Genomic DNA, 13,851 nt, shown 5'->3' on the forward strand with positions numbered 1-13,851 from the left:
TCTATGTCTCGCTCTGTTTGGAAGGGTCCTTTCGTCGATGCTTACGTGCTTAAAAAAGCCGAAGCAGCGCGCGAGTCGGGCCGCAACGAAGTCATCAAGATCTGGTCGCGTCGTTCCACCATTCTGCCCCAGTTCGTGGGTCTGACCTTTGGTGTGTACAACGGCCATAAGCACATTCCCGTCAACGTCTCGGAAGACATGATTGGTCAGAAGTTCGGTGAGTATTCGCCAACTCGTACCTATTACGGTCACGCCGCTGACAAAAAAGCGAAGCGGAAGTAAGTCATGGGCAAGGAAAAGAACCCCCGCCGCGTGGCTGAAAACGAAGCAATGGCGAAAACGCGCATGCTTCGCACCAGCCCGCAGAAACTGAACCTGGTTGCGCAAATGATCCGCGGCAAGAAAGTCGAGAAGGCTCTGACCGACCTGACTTTCTCGAACAAGCGTGTCGCGCAGGACGTCAAGAAGTGCCTGCAGTCCGCAATCGCGAACGCCGAGAACAACCACAACCTGGACGTTGACGAGTTGATCGTCGCCGAAGCATGGGTTGGCAAAAACCTGGTCATGAAGCGCGGTCGTCCGCGTGCCCGTGGCCGTTTCGGCAAAATCATGAAGCCGTTCTCGGAGATCACCATCAAGGTGCGTCAAGTTGAGGAGCAAGCCTAATGGGACATAAAGTCAATCCGATCGGCATGCGCCTTCAGGTCAACCGCACCTGGGACAGTCGCTGGTACGCTGACACCAAGGATTACGGTGATCTTCTGCTGGAAGACATCAAGATCCGTGAGTTCATTCAGAAAGAGTGCAAACAAGCCGGTGTTGCACGTGTGATCATCGAACGTCCGCACAAGAAGTGCCGCGTCACGATCCACACCGCACGTCCGGGCGTCATCATCGGCAAGAAAGGCGCGGACATCGAAGTTCTGCGCAAGAAGCTTGCTGGTATGACCGACAGCGAACTGCACCTGAACATCGTCGAAGTGCGCAAGCCCGAGCTTGACGCACAGCTGGTTGCCGAGTCCATCGCTCAGCAGCTGGAGCGTCGTGTTTCGTTCCGTCGCGCAATGAAGCGCTCGGTTCAGAACGCCATGCGTATGGGCGCCCTGGGTATCAGGGTGAACGTCGCTGGCCGTCTGGGCGGTGCTGAAATCGCACGGACCGAGTGGTACCGCGAAGGCCGCGTGCCTCTGCACACCCTGCGTGCCGACATCGATTACGCACATGCCGAAGCGATGACCCCCTACGGGATCATCGGGATCAAGGTCTGGATCTTCAAAGGTGAGATCATGGAGCACGATCCGCAGGCACGTGACCGTAAAGCACAGGAACTCCAGGACGGCCCTGCACCTCGTGGTGCTGGTGGCGGTCGTCGCTAAGGAGGGAAAGATATGCTTCAACCAAAGCGTACTAAATTCCGCAAGATGCACAAAGGCCGGATCAAGGGTGAAGCCAAGGGCGGCTCTGATCTGAACTTTGGCACTTACGGTCTGAAAGCTCTGCAGCCCGAGCGCGTCACCGCGCGTCAGATCGAAGCTGCACGTCGTGCCATGACCCGTCACATGAAACGTCAGGGTCGTGTCTGGATCCGTATCTTCCCCGATACTCCGGTCACTGCAAAGCCGATCGAAGTTCGTATGGGTAAAGGTAAGGGTTCGGTGGACCGCTGGGTTTGCAAGGTCAAGCCCGGGCGCGTGATGTTCGAGATCGACGGCGTCAATGACGACATCGCCCGTGAGGCCCTGCGCCTGGCCGCGATGAAGCTGCCGATCAAGACCCGCGTCGTGGTTCGCGAAGACTGGTAAGCGCTTGGGGTTTCGACCCCAGTCGTGACAAGATTGACCCTCGTCGGGAAACCGGCGGGGGTTTTTCTTTGAAGGACCTACCCACAATCGACATAAGCCGCACCTCCCCCGTGGCGCCTTGAAACAGACAAAGCGCGGGTCCGTTCTTAATCTGGCCCAAAATGTCCCGGAGCGCGAGGCAGAGCCTCGCAAATCCCCCATCGCCTTCCGCACATCACTGGTCTAAGAGAGAGCCCATGCCACAGATTGAATCGCTTTTCGTCACCCGCCTATACCGCGCCTCCTTGTCCGAATTCGATCCGAAAATCGACGCGGAAGAGTTGGAAAACTCTTGCCTTGTCATTGCCGAGGATGACGAGGCCGGACAGAATTGGTGCGAACAGAATGGTTATCCCGGCTATACCAGCTATGCGTCACTGACCGACTTGCCGTGGCGGTTTCCGATATTCGCCGATCTCGTCAAAGTACTGGACCAACATGTGGCTGCCTTTGCCAAAGACCTGGAGTTCGACTTGGGCGAAGGAGAGCTTAAGCTGGAGGACCTGTGGATCAACATCCTGCCCGAGGGCGGGATGCATTCCAGCCACCTGCACCCGCACAGCGTCATTTCGGGTACGACCTACGTGACAATGCCCGAAGGGGCCAGTGCGCTGAAACTGGAAGATCCGCGTTCAGGCCGCATGATGGCCGCACCGACACGGCTCAAAGACGGGCGGTGTGACCTGCAACCCTTCATTTATATGAAACCACACGTCGGAGACGTCCTGCTCTGGGAAAGCTGGCTGCGCCACGAGGTGCCGATGAACATGGCCGAGGATGAGCGGATCAGCGTCAGCTTCAACTACAAGTGGGAGTGAGCCCCGGTTCATGACACACGGGTCACCCCAGTGAAGCGATTGCGAGACGAACGGACGGTGCCCATTCCGGTCACGATTCACAAGAAGTTACCGATAGACCTTGCAATATGCGCCAACATGGCCCATGTGAACCACGCATACGTTTTTCTATTTCGACCACTGTCTCCCGTTATTCGGCGTTCAGTCTCTCGATCCAGACCGACTACGCCGCGCTGTCGCAATTCCGCGGACAGCAATTTATTAGGAGACTACGGATATGGCCAATGGCACCGTAAAATGGTTCAATACAACTAAAGGTTTTGGCTTCATCGCACCGGAGACCGGTGGCAAAGACGTGTTTGTACACATCTCTGCTGTTGAGCGCTCGGGTCTGACCGGCCTGGCTGACGACCAGAAAGTAACATTCGACATCGAACCCGGCCGTGATGGTCGTGAGTCGGCTGTGAACATCGCTCTGGCGTAAGTCACACAGACTTAGACAGTTGAAGACGCGGTCTCGTGCAAACGAGGCCGCGTTTTGTGTTTGTGGGGAAATCGGGCCGTACTCAACTACGCCGCTACTCCACTCTAAAACAGCGGTTGCAGACACTTGTTGCCAATTGACTAGGTAGCTGAATGGAATACCAGCTTGCGACCTCATCGATAAAGCGTGAAAAACGGAAGGAGCTATAAGTATATAGTATTTGAGGACAGGTGGCGTATTGCACGCAAGTTTGGTGTCACCGATTTTGTTGAATCAGGATGAGCAAGCCGTCTACGCGGTCAAAGCATGCGTTCTACCAACGCTTACGGATGCGATTTTGATTTTGATTTTCGCACCGACACTAATGATGTTTCCATGGCTTGTTATTCATTTCGCTTTTCGAAGAACCTATTACGTCATCACTACGCAAAGAGTTCTCGTGTTGGATGCGGGTGGTGTAATCGGCGAGGCGCGTTTGAGTGACATCGACAGAATCCGTGGGTCACGTTCTGCTTTGATGTTGATGGGTGCGGACACTAGATTGTGGTTGCCACGCCTTCCAGATGCCTGGCATTTTGAAGGAATCATTACTCGGATTATGGCTAAAGTGGGTCACAGAAAGTAGTGGGCGAATGCCCACGCTCACACACCCGCCAAACTTCCTCTTGCCACCCACTGCTGAACCCCCTATAGAGCGGCATCTTGCGTTCCCCCGGCTGAGTCGGGGGATTCGTATGTCTATCATTCATCCACCAGGTCAAAGGTGACCCGTGTACGGGGCCTTCTGGTGTTTTGAGCAAAGGAAAAAGGCGATGAACGCCCAAGAACTGCGTGACAAGACCCCGGACCAGCTCCGCGAGGAACTGGCCAACCTGAAGAAAGAAAGCTTTAACCTGCGCTTTCAACAGGCAACCGGTCAGCTGGAAAACACTGCTGGTATCAAAGCGGCCCGCCGCAATGCCGCCCGCGTCAAAACCATTCTGAACGAAAAGGCCGCTGCTGCGGCATCGGAGGAGTAATCCTATGCCCAAGCGTATCCTGTCCGGAATCGTAACCAGCGACGCCAACGAGCAGACCGTGACTGTTTCGGTTGAACGCCGTTTCAAGCACCCGCTGCTGCACAAAACCGTCCGTAAGTCCAAGAAGTACCGGGCTCATGACGAAAAGAACGCCTTCAAGGTCGGTGACACCGTACGCATCATCGAATGCGCGCCGAAATCGAAGACGAAACGTTGGGAAGTTCTGGAAGCGTAAGCTTTCAGGATTTTTCCATTTGTCGAAACCCTGGGGGATCTAACCAGACCAGCCCCCACAGGTCGGGAGAAACCACATGATCCAGATGCAGACCAATCTGGATGTCGCTGACAACTCCGGCGCACGCCGAGTTCAGTGCATCAAGGTCCTGGGTGGTTCCAAGCGTAAATACGCCTCCGTCGGCGACGTCATTGTCGTCTCGGTGAAGGAAGCCATCCCACGCGGCCGCGTAAAGAAAGGTGACGTCCGCAAGGCCGTCGTCGTACGCACCGCCAAGGAAGTCCGTCGTGAAGACGGCACCGCGATCCGTTTTGATCGCAACGCCGCCGTCATCCTGAACAACAACAATGAGCCGATCGGTACCCGTATCTTTGGCCCCGTTGTCCGTGAACTGCGCGGCAAGAACTTCATGAAAATCATCTCGCTGGCTCCGGAGGTGCTGTAATCATGGCTGCTAAACTCCGCAAAGGCGACAAGGTCGTCGTGCTGGCCGGCAAGGACAAGGGCAAAGAGGGAACCATTTCCTCGGTTGACCCGAAAGCCGGTAAAGCTGTTGTTGATGGCATCAACATCGCCATCCGCCACACCCGTCAGTCGCAGAACTCGCAAGGTGGTCGCCTGCCTCAGGCAAACCCGATCGAGCTGTCGAACCTGGCACTGCTGGACAAGAACGGCAAAGCAACCCGTGTTGGCTTCCGCATGGAAGGTGACAAGAAGGTCCGCTTCGCCAAGACCACAGGGGACGTGATCGATGCTTGATAACGCAACCTACACCCCGCGTCTGAAAGCTCAGTACGCCGAAACCATCCGTGCCGCTCTGAAAGAAGAGTTCGGATACAAGAACGATATGCAGCTGCCCAAGCTGGAAAAAATCGTTCTGAACATCGGTTGTGGTGCTGAGGCCGTCAAAGACTCGAAGAAAGCGAAAGCTGCTGTCGAGGATCTGACTGCGATTGCCGGTCAAAAGGCCGTTGCAACCAAGGCGAAGAAGTCGATCGCGGGATTCCGCGTCCGTGAAGACATGCCGCTGGGCACGAAAGTGACCCTCCGCGGTGACCGGATGTACGAATTCCTGGATCGTCTGATCACCATCGCGCTGCCGCGCGTTCGTGACTTCCGCGGTGTTAAACCTTCTTTCGATGGTCAGGGCAACTTTGCCATGGGCATGAAAGAGCACATCGTGTTCCCGGAAATCGACTTCGACAAGGTCGACGAGGTCTGGGGCCTGGATATCGTAATTGCCACCACAGCGAAAACCGACGCTGAAGCAAAGGCATTGTTGAAAGCTTTCAACATGCCGTTCAACGCGTAAGCGCCGGGAGGATTGAGACATGGCTAAAAAAGCAATGATCGAACGCGAGAAGAAGCGCGAACGCCTGGTGGCCAAATATGCCGCAAAGCGTGCCGAGCTGAAAGAAATCGCGAATGACGAGAGCAAGCCGATGGAAGAGCGCTTCAAAGCGCGTCTGAAACTGGCGAAACTGCCGCGCAACAGCTCGGCCACTCGTCTGCACAACCGTTGTCAGCTGACCGGTCGTCCTCACGCTTACTACCGTAAGCTGAAGGTCAGCCGTATCGCGCTGCGCGAGCTGGGTTCTGCTGGTCAGATCCCCGGCATGGTGAAATCGAGCTGGTAAGGGAGACATAGATATGAACGATCCTATCGGCGATATGCTCACCCGTATCCGCAACGCGCAAATGCGCGGCAAGTCCACCGTTTCCACCCCAGCTTCCAAGCTGCGTGGTTGGGTTCTGGACGTGCTGGCGGACGAAGGTTATATCCGTGGCTACGAAGCGACGACCGGTGAAAACGGTCATCCGGCCATCGAAATCAGCCTGAAATACTACGAAGGCACCCCTGTCATTCGCGAACTGAAGCGGGTCTCGAAGCCCGGTCGCCGCGTATACATGGGCGTCAATGACATCCCGCAGGTCCGTCAGGGTCTGGGTGTGTCGATTGTCAGCACTCCGAAAGGTGTGATGTCGGACGCAAACGCTCGCTCCAACAATGTTGGCGGCGAAGTGCTCTGCACCGTCTTCTAAGGAGGTCTGCAATGTCTCGTATTGGTAAAAAACCGGTCGAGCTGCCCAGCGGCGTTTCCGCCTCTGTGTCGGGTCAGACCATCGAAGTCAAAGGTCCGAAAGGCAGCCGCAGCTTCACCGCGACTGATGATGTAACGCTTTCGGTCGAAGACAACGTTGTGCAGATCAACCCTCGTGGGATGTCCAAGCGCGCGCGCCAGCAGTGGGGCATGAGCCGCACTATGGTTGCCAATCTTGTTGAAGGCGTAACCAACGGCTTCAAGAAAGAGCTGGAGATCCAGGGTGTTGGTTACCGGGCTCAGATGCAGGGCAACACCCTGAAGCTGAACCTGGGCTACAGCCACGATGTTGATTTCACAGCTCCGGAAGGTGTCACCATCACCGCGCCGAAGCAGACCGAGATCGTTGTGGAAGGTATCGACCAGCAGCTGGTGGGCGAAACTGCGGCCAAAATCCGCGAGTGGCGCCGCCCCGAGCCTTACAAAGGCAAGGGCATCCGCTATAAGGGCGAGTTCATCTTCCGCAAGGAAGGCAAGAAGAAGTAAGGACGCAAACAATGGCAAACAGCAAAAGAACCCTGTTTCTGAAGCGCCGCCTGCGCGTTCGGAACAAACTTCGCAAGGTCAACGCGGGTCGTCCGCGCCTGTCCGTACACCGTTCGAACAAGAACATCTCTGTTCAGCTGATCGACGACGTACGTGGCGTGACCCTTGCCTCGGCCTCGACCCTGGAAAAGGATCTGGGTGTTGTTGGCAAGAACAACGTCGAAGCGGCCACCAAAGTGGGCGCGGCCATCGCAGAGCGTGCCAAGAAGGCAGGTGTCGAAGAGGCCTATTTCGATCGTGGTGGCTTCCTGTTCCACGGCAAAGTGAAGGCAGTCGCCGACGCTGCGCGTGAAGGTGGTCTGAAGATCTAAGACTTGCGGGCGGGTTTCGATCCGCCCCGATGATCCGGGGGCCTTGGCAATGCCGGGGCCCACTTGGATTGAACAAACGGTGCCGAGAGCGCCATATGAGAAAAGGGATGCCAAATGGCAGAACGTGAAAACCGTCGGGGCCGTGGCCGCGACCGTGAAGAAACACCGGAATTTGCAGATCGTCTGGTTGCGATCAACCGCGTGTCGAAAACCGTAAAAGGTGGTAAGCGCTTTGGCTTCGCCGCTCTGGTGGTTGTCGGCGATCAGAAAGGCCGCGTCGGCTTTGGCAAAGGTAAAGCGAAAGAAGTACCTGAAGCCATCCGCAAAGCGACCGAGCAAGCCAAGCGTCAGATGATCCGCGTACAACTGCGCGAAGGTCGGACCCTGCACCACGATATCGAAGGCCGTCACGGCGCCGGTAAAGTGGTTATGCGCAGCGCACCTGAAGGTACCGGTATCATCGCCGGTGGCCCGATGCGTGCCGTGTTCGAAATGCTGGGCGTCAAGGACGTTGTGTCCAAGTCGCTGGGCTCGCAGAACCCGTACAACATGATCCGCGCCACCATCAACGGGCTGACCAAAGAGCAGAGCCCGCGTTCGGTTGCACAGCGTCGTGGCAAAAAGGTTGCTGACATCCTGCCCAAGCGGGACGAAGCACCAGCTGCTGCTGAAGCAGAAGCATAAGGAGAGCGACCCATGGCAAAAACCATCGTCGTCAAGCAGATCGGCTCGCCGATCCGCCGCCCCGCAGAACAGCGCGCGACCTTGATCGGTCTGGGCCTGAACAAGATGCACAAAACCCGCGAGCTGGAAGACACTCCTTCGGTCCGCGGCATGGTCAACAAGATCCCGCATCTGGTTGAGATCATCGAAGAGCGCGGCTAAGCGCGACTTCTTCAAGAACTTTGGAAACGCCTCTGACACCGGTCAGGGGCGCTTTTTCTTGCCTTTAAGTACAATTTAAGTATCGTTTTGATCTATTTTGTTTAAAGAGTGAGAAAAGATGAGACTATTCCTTACCGCCATTTGTGTGACAGTTATTGGTGTCACTGCACATGCAGCGTGCCCTAGCAAGGCTCCAAAACTAGCAAAAAGCAATTTCTCAGACGGGGACCAAAAGGTGAATGCGGCTTGGCTGCAAAAGAACCTTGGGGGGCACAAAGTCGTATACGCTGGCAAAGACACTGAAACATATTTCGCCGATGGGTCCTATTCCTACAAAAGTAAGGGACAAACTTGGAAAGCAAATACCTACAAATTCTACGATAACGGAATGCGGTGTATCGGATACCAAAAACCGCGTTTTGACCTTTATGTTGTGAACGACGGCAAGCTGGTTTTAGTAAACGAGAAAAAAGAGCGCTACGTCGGCCAAATACGAAAATAGGTATTTTCGGCAACATGCAGGGTGAGACAGCAGTCTTGTATGGCTAAGTGTACCCAATACGGAAATGGAACTCCCTATACAAAACCGGGGATGTAAAAATTCGCTTTTCAGTTTTCGGGCTGCTTTGGGTTCGCTCAAACCGAACGCATGCTGTTGATTACCAATCGCATGGAATTCATGAATTGCGTGCGCTCAGCTTCGTTCAATATCTGTAGCGCATCAGCATTCACGGTCTGGGCGGCCTCATAGGCGCGGTTTCGAAGTGCGGTGGCCTTCTCGGTCAACCAGATCAATTGCGCCCTGGCGTCAGCGGGACTCTTTGTTCTTTTAATCAGGCCGTCGCGCTCCATTCGGTTGAGCGTGTTGGCCAAAGTCGCCTGTTCGACGTCAATTTTGGCCAGCAGATCCTTTTGGGTGACCCCGTCTTTGAGCCAAAGCTCCAGCAAGACTGGGAACTGTCCAACAACGATGCCCAAAGGCGCAATGCGCTGCTGCAGCTCTTTAGCAAACAATCGCGCCATGTGATTGACCAGATATCCGGCCGAGTTCTCTTTTTCGAAGTCCATGTTCGAGATTTATACTTGAATAGTATGCTATGCAATATTATATAGCTTGCTATGCGAATGAAACAAGAGGAATAGAAATGGCTCATATCGAAGAATTGGACACAATCGTCACTTTGGCAGATCAGATGCAGAGTGAAGAAGGTCCGGTGGTGCTGATCAACCTGTTCACGGTGGACGCGGAAGACGAAAAAGCGCTGCTTGAGGCATGGTCACATGATGCAGATTTCATGAAGTCCCAGCCAGGATACATCTCCACCCAGCTCCATCAGGGCATCGCGGGCAGTTCAACCTTTGTGAACTACGCGATCTGGCAGGACGTCAAAAGCTTTCGCGACGCGTTCACGCATCCTGAGTTCCAACGTCGGATTGCGGACTATCCATCAAGCGCAGTAACCCGGCCACATCTTATTCGAAAACTCGCAGTCGAAAACCACTGCGTCGCCTGAAATAAAAACCGGAGCAGCCCCATGTTTAGAGCAATTCACCCCATCGCCGGAGTCATCGGATTTCTTACAATCCTCGTGTTCTGGACTTCCACCTTGTACAGCGAGTTGTTTGCAACCCATGCGACCGTTGCCGCTGTAAAGTCCATGATCGTCAGCGGTCTCTTTGTTCTGGTGCCTGCTATGATAATTGTCGGCGCGTCCGGTATGTCCCTTGGGCGCCGCCGCAAAGATGCGCCAGCGCTTGCCAAGAAGAAGCGGATGCCGATCATAGCGATGAACGGGTTGCTCATCCTGGTTCCGGCCGCCATCTACCTCAGCGCAAAGGCAAACGCTGGCTCTTTTGACACCAACTTCTATACTGTACAGATCGTCGAACTGATTGCTGGCGCAACCAATCTGACGCTGATGGGGCTCAGCATTCGTGACGGCCGGGCGATGACTGCCCGCAAAAAAAATGTGCGCAAGAAGTGAAAGCAGCATTTGATTGCAATGGGCCAGCGAAATGTACAGCCATTCAATAGATGCATATCGGCTAGACCAAAAGTTCCGTTGTTAGCGATACCAAACACACCTATCTCAACCTTGTCCAAACAAGGAACACACAAGGAAACGTCGGGGAATTCGCCCTGATTTGAGAAAGGAGCACAGAAATGACAACAGCAACACTGACCCATACCGGCTTCAACTTCGGCACCCGGATCAAGGACATGATCGAACGGATCAAAACGGCGCGTGCACGTGCGGCTGAGTATCAGCGCACCTATTCCGAGTTGCAGCACCTGAGCAACCGCGAACTGGATGACATCGGCATTCGCCGTTGCGACATCGCGGATATTGCACACAAGCACGTATACTGCTCGTAACCGCAAATACCTGCAAACCAACTCAAAGGCGCCATATGGCGCCTTTTCTGCTTTCTGAAATAGACTCCCACCCGGTGTGAAGGGCTCTCAGGGGCGTCCTGAGCGCTAAAACATATGCGGCACGCTCTCTTCTCCGGCTGCAACCATTTCATCGCCCCACGACGCTAAAATCAACGCAATGGATTGATTGAAGCTGCAGCGCGGCCCTGCAGCACTTGGGAAACACTACCAAGAAACAATCTCGGCAGAAACCTCGGCTGCGCCAATCAGTTTTGTTGCCACGATCCTTAGGACAAGCGCGAGCGTCCTTAAACGCGCCACACGACGCAGAATATTACTCACCTGAGGAAGGTTTGATCCAACGACCTGCGGCCCTCCTGCGGCCTCTCACCGGCGGTTCAGATCCTTCCCACTTCAAACCGTCCAGCCGCAGCCCACCTGAATCGTCCTGGGCAGCGTTCAACCCGGTTCCGGTACCTGAAACGAAATCGGCCCCGGCGGGTTGAACCGCCGAGGCCTTGAATAGTCGCAGTAAGCGCCGGATCAGAGACCGGTGCTTACGTCGATGGTGTTACCCTCTTCCAGGGTCACATATGCTTTCTTGACGTCTTTCCGACGGCCCAGCTGGCCACGGAACCGCTTGACCTTGCCTTTGGTCACGGTTGTGTTCACCGCCTTGACCTTCACACCAAACAGCGCCTCAACGGCCTCTTTGATCTGCGGCTTGTTGCTGTCGATCGCCACTTCAAAGACAACCGCGCCGTTTTCGGACGCCATGGTCGACTTTTCGGTGATTATCGGCTTGCGGATCACGTCGTAGTGTTCTGCCTTCGCGCTCATTTCAGTCGAGCCTCCAGTGCTTCGACAGCCGCTTTGGTGAGCACCAGAGTGTCACGCTTGAGGATGTCATAGACGTTTGCGCCCATCGAAGGCAGGATATCCAGACCCTCGATGTTCTTGGACGCTTTCAGGAACCCTTCGTTAACAGTCGCGCCGTCGATGACCAGAGCGCGTTTCCAGCCCAGGTTTGCAACCTGTTTGGCCAGAGCGGCAGTCTTGCCTTCGGCTTCGGCGTTTTCGATCACAACCAGTTCACCGGCTTTGGCTTTTGCCGATAGAGCGTGGCGCAGGCCAAGCTTGCGGAACTTCTTCGGCAGGTCATGACCGTGCGAACGCACGACGGGGCCTTTGTAGATACCACCACCACGGAAGATCGGCGCATTACGGTCACCATGGCGTGCGCCACCGGTGCCCTTCTGGCGATAGATCTTCTTGGTCGAGTAGCTGGTTTCCGAGCGGGTTTTGACCTTGTGGGTGCCGGCTTGCGCGTTGTTGCGCTGCCAACGGACCACACGGTGCAGGATGTCCGCGCGCGGCTCGAGGCCGAACAGGTCTGCATCCAGCTCGATGTTGCCGGCTTTGCCGCCGTCCAGTTTGATTACATCAAGTTTCATGCTTCACCACCTTCCGCGGGAGCTTCTTCCGCAGGTGCTTCGGTTGCAGCCGATTTCACAGCAGCCGGGAAAGGCAGGCCTTCCGGTGCTTTCTTCTTGACGGCGTCCTTGACGGTAACCCAGCCCGATTTCGGTCCGGGAACGGCGCCTTTGATGAAGACCAGACCACGGTCGGCGTCAGTTTTGACGACTTCCAGGTTCTGGGTGGTTACACGGGCAGCACCCATGTGACCGGCCATCTTCTTGCCTTTGAAAACCTTGCCCGGGTCCTGACACTGACCGGTCGAACCGTGCGAACGGTGGCTGATCGAAACACCGTGCGAGGCGCGAAGACCACCGAAGTTGTGGCGCTTCATTGCACCGGCAAAGCCTTTACCGATCGAAGTACCCGAAACGTCAACTTTCTGACCTTCCAGGAAGTGTTCTGCCGAAATCTCGGCGCCCACTTCGATCAGGCCATCTTCAGAGACGCGGAACTCGGCCAGCTTACGCTTGGGCTCGACCTTTGCAGCGGCATAGTGACCGCGCATGGCCTTCGAAGTGCGTTTTGCCTTGGCAGCACCGGCACCCAGCTGAACGGCGGTGTAACCGTCTTTGTCAGCGGTACGCTGTGCAACGACCTGCAGGCCGTCCAGGTGAAGAACGGTCACAGGAATCTGCTTGCCGTCTTCCATGAACAGGCGGGTCATGCCAACTTTTTTTGCGATAATACCAGAGCGCATAATCTATACCCTCCGATCTTACGACTGCAGCTTGATCTCGACGTCCACACCAGCGGCGAGATCGAGCTTCATCAGCGCGTCAACGGTCTGGGGGGTCGGATCAACGATGTCGAGCAGACGCTTGTGCGTGCGGATCTCGAACTGGTCGCGGGATTTCTTGTCAACGTGAGGGCCACGGAGAACCGTGAACTTCTCGATCTTGTTCGGCAGCGGGATCGGGCCGCGCACGTTCGCGCCGGTCCGCTTGGCAGTGTTGACGATCTCTTGCGTGCTGGCATCCAGAACGCGATAGTCAAATGCCTTCAGCCGAATACGGATGTTTTGGCTTTGCATAATAACAGCCTTTTTTCAGGCGTTGAGGTTGAGAGGAGGACAAGCGAGCATCGCCAACCCTCTTCGAACCCAAAAGGCGGGAATCACCCCGCCTCAATGTTCTTGTAGAGAACTCGCGCGATCTACAGGGGTTGATGGGGTTTGGCAAGGCCTATTTACTTGGACTTTCACCTGAAGTGTGCTTCTCAAACTGCTCTTCAGTGATGACGACTTCTGCAAGCGCATTCGCGAGACCCTCAGCCACCCTCCAACACCGAAAAAACTCTTCATGCAAGTCTTCTAAGTCCGCGATCATATCGTCCTGGCCCTCTTCGGATTGAACCTTGAAGTTGTGGCGTTCAAAAAACCCGTGAAAGAGCTTGTTTCTCGCAATTAAGCCTCGTTTGAACTGACTAGTGACTAGATCGTCTTCAAAGCGCAATTCTTGTTTTAACATCGCCAAGACTCTGCCCAACGTACTGAATTCGATAGTTTCTAGAGCCATTGCGGCCGCCTTCGGGTCCTGCTCGACATACCAATTATTGTTATGTCCCTTGCTTGCCAGAACAACAGTTCCGAGCGCGGTTTCGAAAAGCTGCGCAGCTTCTGCAGTAATTCCAAGTTTTGCATAGAGCTGATCTCTACTCGCCATACGAAAACCTTTTTAATGTAAAGTAACTTATTACAAGAAAAAGGCCGCCCCGATTTGGGGCGGCCTTCTTTGTTTCAACGATGTGCCGGGCTGAAGCCCGGCCTACCGATTATT

General features: G+C 55.1%; 27 protein-coding genes. 21 read left to right on the top strand and 6 right to left on the bottom strand.

Annotation, left to right across the window (positions count from 1 at the left end; all coding sequences use genetic code 11):
* The first annotated feature begins 3 nt into the window (after positions 1-3).
* The 18 genes from rpsS (at position 4) to AC2FFA_RS20795 (ending at position 8,722) form a co-directional block, all read left to right on the top strand.
* Positions 4-282, top strand: a complete 279-nt coding sequence (gene rpsS / locus AC2FFA_RS20710; protein ID WP_010437056.1) for a 30S ribosomal protein S19 — start codon at positions 4-6, stop codon at positions 280-282.
* A 3-nt stretch (positions 283-285) separates the two neighbouring features.
* Positions 286-666 (top strand): 50S ribosomal protein L22, encoded by a 381-nt coding sequence (gene rplV, locus AC2FFA_RS20715; protein WP_039538267.1) that lies wholly within the window; start codon positions 286-288, stop codon positions 664-666.
* Positions 666-1,376 (top strand): 30S ribosomal protein S3, encoded by a 711-nt coding sequence (rpsC, locus tag AC2FFA_RS20720; protein WP_117872244.1) that lies wholly within the window; start codon positions 666-668, stop codon positions 1,374-1,376. Before rplV ends, rpsC begins: the two co-directional genes overlap by 1 nt.
* A 12-nt stretch (positions 1,377-1,388) precedes the next feature.
* The gene (rplP, locus tag AC2FFA_RS20725; protein WP_117872242.1) at positions 1,389-1,802 is read left to right on the top strand and encodes a 50S ribosomal protein L16; all 414 of its coding nucleotides are present in this window, start codon (positions 1,389-1,391) and stop codon (positions 1,800-1,802) included.
* Positions 1,803-2,038: 236 nt separating this feature from the next.
* Complete coding sequence (locus AC2FFA_RS20730; protein ID WP_496853095.1) at positions 2,039-2,659, top strand: 2OG-Fe(II) oxygenase family protein; 621 nt, start codon at positions 2,039-2,041, stop codon at positions 2,657-2,659.
* Between the two features lie 256 nt (positions 2,660-2,915).
* On the top strand, positions 2,916-3,122 hold the full coding sequence (locus tag AC2FFA_RS20735; protein WP_010437077.1) for a cold-shock protein: 207 nt from the start codon (positions 2,916-2,918) through the stop codon (positions 3,120-3,122).
* Between the two features lie 812 nt (positions 3,123-3,934).
* Positions 3,935-4,141, top strand: a complete 207-nt coding sequence (gene rpmC / locus AC2FFA_RS20740) for a 50S ribosomal protein L29 (protein ID WP_010437082.1) — start codon at positions 3,935-3,937, stop codon at positions 4,139-4,141.
* A 4-nt stretch (positions 4,142-4,145) separates the two neighbouring features.
* Positions 4,146-4,376 carry a 30S ribosomal protein S17 gene (gene rpsQ / locus AC2FFA_RS20745; protein ID WP_039538279.1) on the top strand — a complete coding sequence of 77 codons (231 nt, stop codon included), beginning with the start codon at positions 4,146-4,148 and terminating at the stop codon, positions 4,374-4,376.
* Between the two features lie 76 nt (positions 4,377-4,452).
* The gene (gene rplN / locus AC2FFA_RS20750) at positions 4,453-4,821 is read left to right on the top strand and encodes a 50S ribosomal protein L14 (protein ID WP_068340767.1); all 369 of its coding nucleotides are present in this window, start codon (positions 4,453-4,455) and stop codon (positions 4,819-4,821) included.
* Positions 4,822-4,823: 2 nt separating this feature from the next.
* Positions 4,824-5,135, top strand: coding sequence for a 50S ribosomal protein L24 (gene rplX / locus AC2FFA_RS20755; protein WP_170456139.1), 312 nt, complete (start codon positions 4,824-4,826; stop codon positions 5,133-5,135).
* A complete protein-coding gene (rplE, locus tag AC2FFA_RS20760) occupies positions 5,128-5,688 on the top strand; it encodes a 50S ribosomal protein L5 (RefSeq protein WP_050605834.1) in 561 nt (186 codons plus the stop codon). The genes rplX and rplE overlap by 8 nt, the downstream gene beginning before the upstream one ends.
* Before the next feature lie 19 nt (positions 5,689-5,707).
* Positions 5,708-6,013, top strand: a complete 306-nt coding sequence (gene rpsN / locus AC2FFA_RS20765) for a 30S ribosomal protein S14 (protein WP_010437098.1) — start codon at positions 5,708-5,710, stop codon at positions 6,011-6,013.
* 13 nt (positions 6,014-6,026) lie between these two features.
* On the top strand, positions 6,027-6,419 hold the full coding sequence (rpsH, locus tag AC2FFA_RS20770) for a 30S ribosomal protein S8 (protein WP_010437099.1): 393 nt from the start codon (positions 6,027-6,029) through the stop codon (positions 6,417-6,419).
* A gap of 11 nt (positions 6,420-6,430) precedes the next feature.
* The gene (gene rplF / locus AC2FFA_RS20775; protein WP_496853096.1) at positions 6,431-6,964 is read left to right on the top strand and encodes a 50S ribosomal protein L6; all 534 of its coding nucleotides are present in this window, start codon (positions 6,431-6,433) and stop codon (positions 6,962-6,964) included.
* 11 nt (positions 6,965-6,975) lie between these two features.
* The gene (rplR, locus tag AC2FFA_RS20780) at positions 6,976-7,335 is read left to right on the top strand and encodes a 50S ribosomal protein L18 (RefSeq protein WP_010437103.1); all 360 of its coding nucleotides are present in this window, start codon (positions 6,976-6,978) and stop codon (positions 7,333-7,335) included.
* 114 nt (positions 7,336-7,449) lie between these two features.
* On the top strand, positions 7,450-8,019 hold the full coding sequence (gene rpsE / locus AC2FFA_RS20785; protein ID WP_299901321.1) for a 30S ribosomal protein S5: 570 nt from the start codon (positions 7,450-7,452) through the stop codon (positions 8,017-8,019).
* Positions 8,020-8,031: 12 nt separating this feature from the next.
* Positions 8,032-8,220 (top strand): 50S ribosomal protein L30, encoded by a 189-nt coding sequence (gene rpmD, locus AC2FFA_RS20790; RefSeq protein ID WP_008757946.1) that lies wholly within the window; start codon positions 8,032-8,034, stop codon positions 8,218-8,220.
* Positions 8,221-8,338: 118 nt separating this feature from the next.
* Positions 8,339-8,722 carry a hypothetical protein gene (locus tag AC2FFA_RS20795; RefSeq protein ID WP_117872232.1) on the top strand — a complete coding sequence of 128 codons (384 nt, stop codon included), beginning with the start codon at positions 8,339-8,341 and terminating at the stop codon, positions 8,720-8,722.
* Positions 8,723-8,856: 134 nt separating this feature from the next.
* Here the strand turns inward: AC2FFA_RS20795 and AC2FFA_RS20800 are convergent, their stop codons facing one another.
* A complete protein-coding gene (locus AC2FFA_RS20800) occupies positions 8,857-9,288 on the bottom strand; it encodes a MarR family winged helix-turn-helix transcriptional regulator (protein WP_117872230.1) in 432 nt (143 codons plus the stop codon).
* Between the two features lie 77 nt (positions 9,289-9,365).
* Between AC2FFA_RS20800 and AC2FFA_RS20805 the strand changes: the two genes are divergently transcribed.
* The 3 genes from AC2FFA_RS20805 (at position 9,366) to AC2FFA_RS20815 (ending at position 10,597) form a co-directional block, all read left to right on the top strand.
* On the top strand, positions 9,366-9,734 hold the full coding sequence (locus AC2FFA_RS20805; RefSeq protein ID WP_496853097.1) for an antibiotic biosynthesis monooxygenase family protein: 369 nt from the start codon (positions 9,366-9,368) through the stop codon (positions 9,732-9,734).
* Positions 9,735-9,755: 21 nt separating this feature from the next.
* Positions 9,756-10,205 (top strand): hypothetical protein, encoded by a 450-nt coding sequence (locus AC2FFA_RS20810; RefSeq protein ID WP_496853098.1) that lies wholly within the window; start codon positions 9,756-9,758, stop codon positions 10,203-10,205.
* A 179-nt stretch (positions 10,206-10,384) separates the two neighbouring features.
* Positions 10,385-10,597, top strand: a complete 213-nt coding sequence (locus AC2FFA_RS20815) for a DUF1127 domain-containing protein (RefSeq protein ID WP_117872223.1) — start codon at positions 10,385-10,387, stop codon at positions 10,595-10,597.
* Between the two features lie 543 nt (positions 10,598-11,140).
* Here the strand turns inward: AC2FFA_RS20815 and AC2FFA_RS20820 are convergent.
* The 5 genes from AC2FFA_RS20820 to AC2FFA_RS20840 form a co-directional block, all read right to left on the bottom strand.
* Complete coding sequence (locus AC2FFA_RS20820; protein WP_008757532.1) at positions 11,141-11,437, bottom strand: 50S ribosomal protein L23; 297 nt, start codon at positions 11,435-11,437, stop codon at positions 11,141-11,143.
* Positions 11,434-12,051 carry a 50S ribosomal protein L4 gene (rplD, locus tag AC2FFA_RS20825; RefSeq protein WP_010437039.1) on the bottom strand — a complete coding sequence of 206 codons (618 nt, stop codon included), beginning with the start codon at positions 12,049-12,051 and terminating at the stop codon, positions 11,434-11,436. The genes AC2FFA_RS20820 and rplD overlap by 4 nt, the downstream gene beginning before the upstream one ends.
* Positions 12,048-12,773 carry a 50S ribosomal protein L3 gene (rplC, locus tag AC2FFA_RS20830; RefSeq protein ID WP_117872221.1) on the bottom strand — a complete coding sequence of 242 codons (726 nt, stop codon included), beginning with the start codon at positions 12,771-12,773 and terminating at the stop codon, positions 12,048-12,050. The genes rplD and rplC overlap by 4 nt, the downstream gene beginning before the upstream one ends.
* A gap of 18 nt (positions 12,774-12,791) precedes the next feature.
* Complete coding sequence (gene rpsJ / locus AC2FFA_RS20835; protein WP_008756422.1) at positions 12,792-13,106, bottom strand: 30S ribosomal protein S10; 315 nt, start codon at positions 13,104-13,106, stop codon at positions 12,792-12,794.
* A gap of 151 nt (positions 13,107-13,257) precedes the next feature.
* Positions 13,258-13,737, bottom strand: a complete 480-nt coding sequence (locus AC2FFA_RS20840) for a hypothetical protein (RefSeq protein ID WP_496853099.1) — start codon at positions 13,735-13,737, stop codon at positions 13,258-13,260.
* Between the last annotated feature and the right edge of the window lie 114 nt (positions 13,738-13,851).

Source organism: Ruegeria sp. YTSB088, assembly GCF_059609825.1.

Coding starts and splice junctions, on each gene's coding strand:
- AC2FFA_RS20795 (WP_117872232.1), top strand. CDS start 8,339: ATGAGACTATTCCTTACCGCCATTTGTGTGACAGTTATTGGTGTCACT.
- rplF (WP_496853096.1), top strand. CDS start 6,431: ATGTCTCGTATTGGTAAAAAACCGGTCGAGCTGCCCAGCGGCGTTTCC.
- rplV (WP_039538267.1), top strand. CDS start 286: ATGGGCAAGGAAAAGAACCCCCGCCGCGTGGCTGAAAACGAAGCAATG.
- rpsS (WP_010437056.1), top strand. CDS start 4: ATGTCTCGCTCTGTTTGGAAGGGTCCTTTCGTCGATGCTTACGTGCTT.
- rplC (WP_117872221.1), bottom strand. CDS start 12,773: ATGCGCTCTGGTATTATCGCAAAAAAAGTTGGCATGACCCGCCTGTTC.
- rpsN (WP_010437098.1), top strand. CDS start 5,708: ATGGCTAAAAAAGCAATGATCGAACGCGAGAAGAAGCGCGAACGCCTG.
- rpmC (WP_010437082.1), top strand. CDS start 3,935: ATGAACGCCCAAGAACTGCGTGACAAGACCCCGGACCAGCTCCGCGAG.
- rplD (WP_010437039.1), bottom strand. CDS start 12,051: ATGAAACTTGATGTAATCAAACTGGACGGCGGCAAAGCCGGCAACATC.
- rpsE (WP_299901321.1), top strand. CDS start 7,450: ATGGCAGAACGTGAAAACCGTCGGGGCCGTGGCCGCGACCGTGAAGAA.
- rpsJ (WP_008756422.1), bottom strand. CDS start 13,106: ATGCAAAGCCAAAACATCCGTATTCGGCTGAAGGCATTTGACTATCGC.
- AC2FFA_RS20820 (WP_008757532.1), bottom strand. CDS start 11,437: ATGAGCGCGAAGGCAGAACACTACGACGTGATCCGCAAGCCGATAATC.
- rplP (WP_117872242.1), top strand. CDS start 1,389: ATGCTTCAACCAAAGCGTACTAAATTCCGCAAGATGCACAAAGGCCGG.
- rpsH (WP_010437099.1), top strand. CDS start 6,027: ATGAACGATCCTATCGGCGATATGCTCACCCGTATCCGCAACGCGCAA.
- rpsQ (WP_039538279.1), top strand. CDS start 4,146: ATGCCCAAGCGTATCCTGTCCGGAATCGTAACCAGCGACGCCAACGAG.
- AC2FFA_RS20810 (WP_496853098.1), top strand. CDS start 9,756: ATGTTTAGAGCAATTCACCCCATCGCCGGAGTCATCGGATTTCTTACA.
- rpmD (WP_008757946.1), top strand. CDS start 8,032: ATGGCAAAAACCATCGTCGTCAAGCAGATCGGCTCGCCGATCCGCCGC.
- rplN (WP_068340767.1), top strand. CDS start 4,453: ATGATCCAGATGCAGACCAATCTGGATGTCGCTGACAACTCCGGCGCA.
- AC2FFA_RS20840 (WP_496853099.1), bottom strand. CDS start 13,737: ATGGCGAGTAGAGATCAGCTCTATGCAAAACTTGGAATTACTGCAGAA.
- rplE (WP_050605834.1), top strand. CDS start 5,128: ATGCTTGATAACGCAACCTACACCCCGCGTCTGAAAGCTCAGTACGCC.
- AC2FFA_RS20730 (WP_496853095.1), top strand. CDS start 2,039: ATGCCACAGATTGAATCGCTTTTCGTCACCCGCCTATACCGCGCCTCC.
- AC2FFA_RS20800 (WP_117872230.1), bottom strand. CDS start 9,288: ATGGACTTCGAAAAAGAGAACTCGGCCGGATATCTGGTCAATCACATG.
- AC2FFA_RS20815 (WP_117872223.1), top strand. CDS start 10,385: ATGACAACAGCAACACTGACCCATACCGGCTTCAACTTCGGCACCCGG.
- rplX (WP_170456139.1), top strand. CDS start 4,824: ATGGCTGCTAAACTCCGCAAAGGCGACAAGGTCGTCGTGCTGGCCGGC.
- AC2FFA_RS20805 (WP_496853097.1), top strand. CDS start 9,366: ATGGCTCATATCGAAGAATTGGACACAATCGTCACTTTGGCAGATCAG.
- AC2FFA_RS20735 (WP_010437077.1), top strand. CDS start 2,916: ATGGCCAATGGCACCGTAAAATGGTTCAATACAACTAAAGGTTTTGGC.
- rpsC (WP_117872244.1), top strand. CDS start 666: ATGGGACATAAAGTCAATCCGATCGGCATGCGCCTTCAGGTCAACCGC.
- rplR (WP_010437103.1), top strand. CDS start 6,976: ATGGCAAACAGCAAAAGAACCCTGTTTCTGAAGCGCCGCCTGCGCGTT.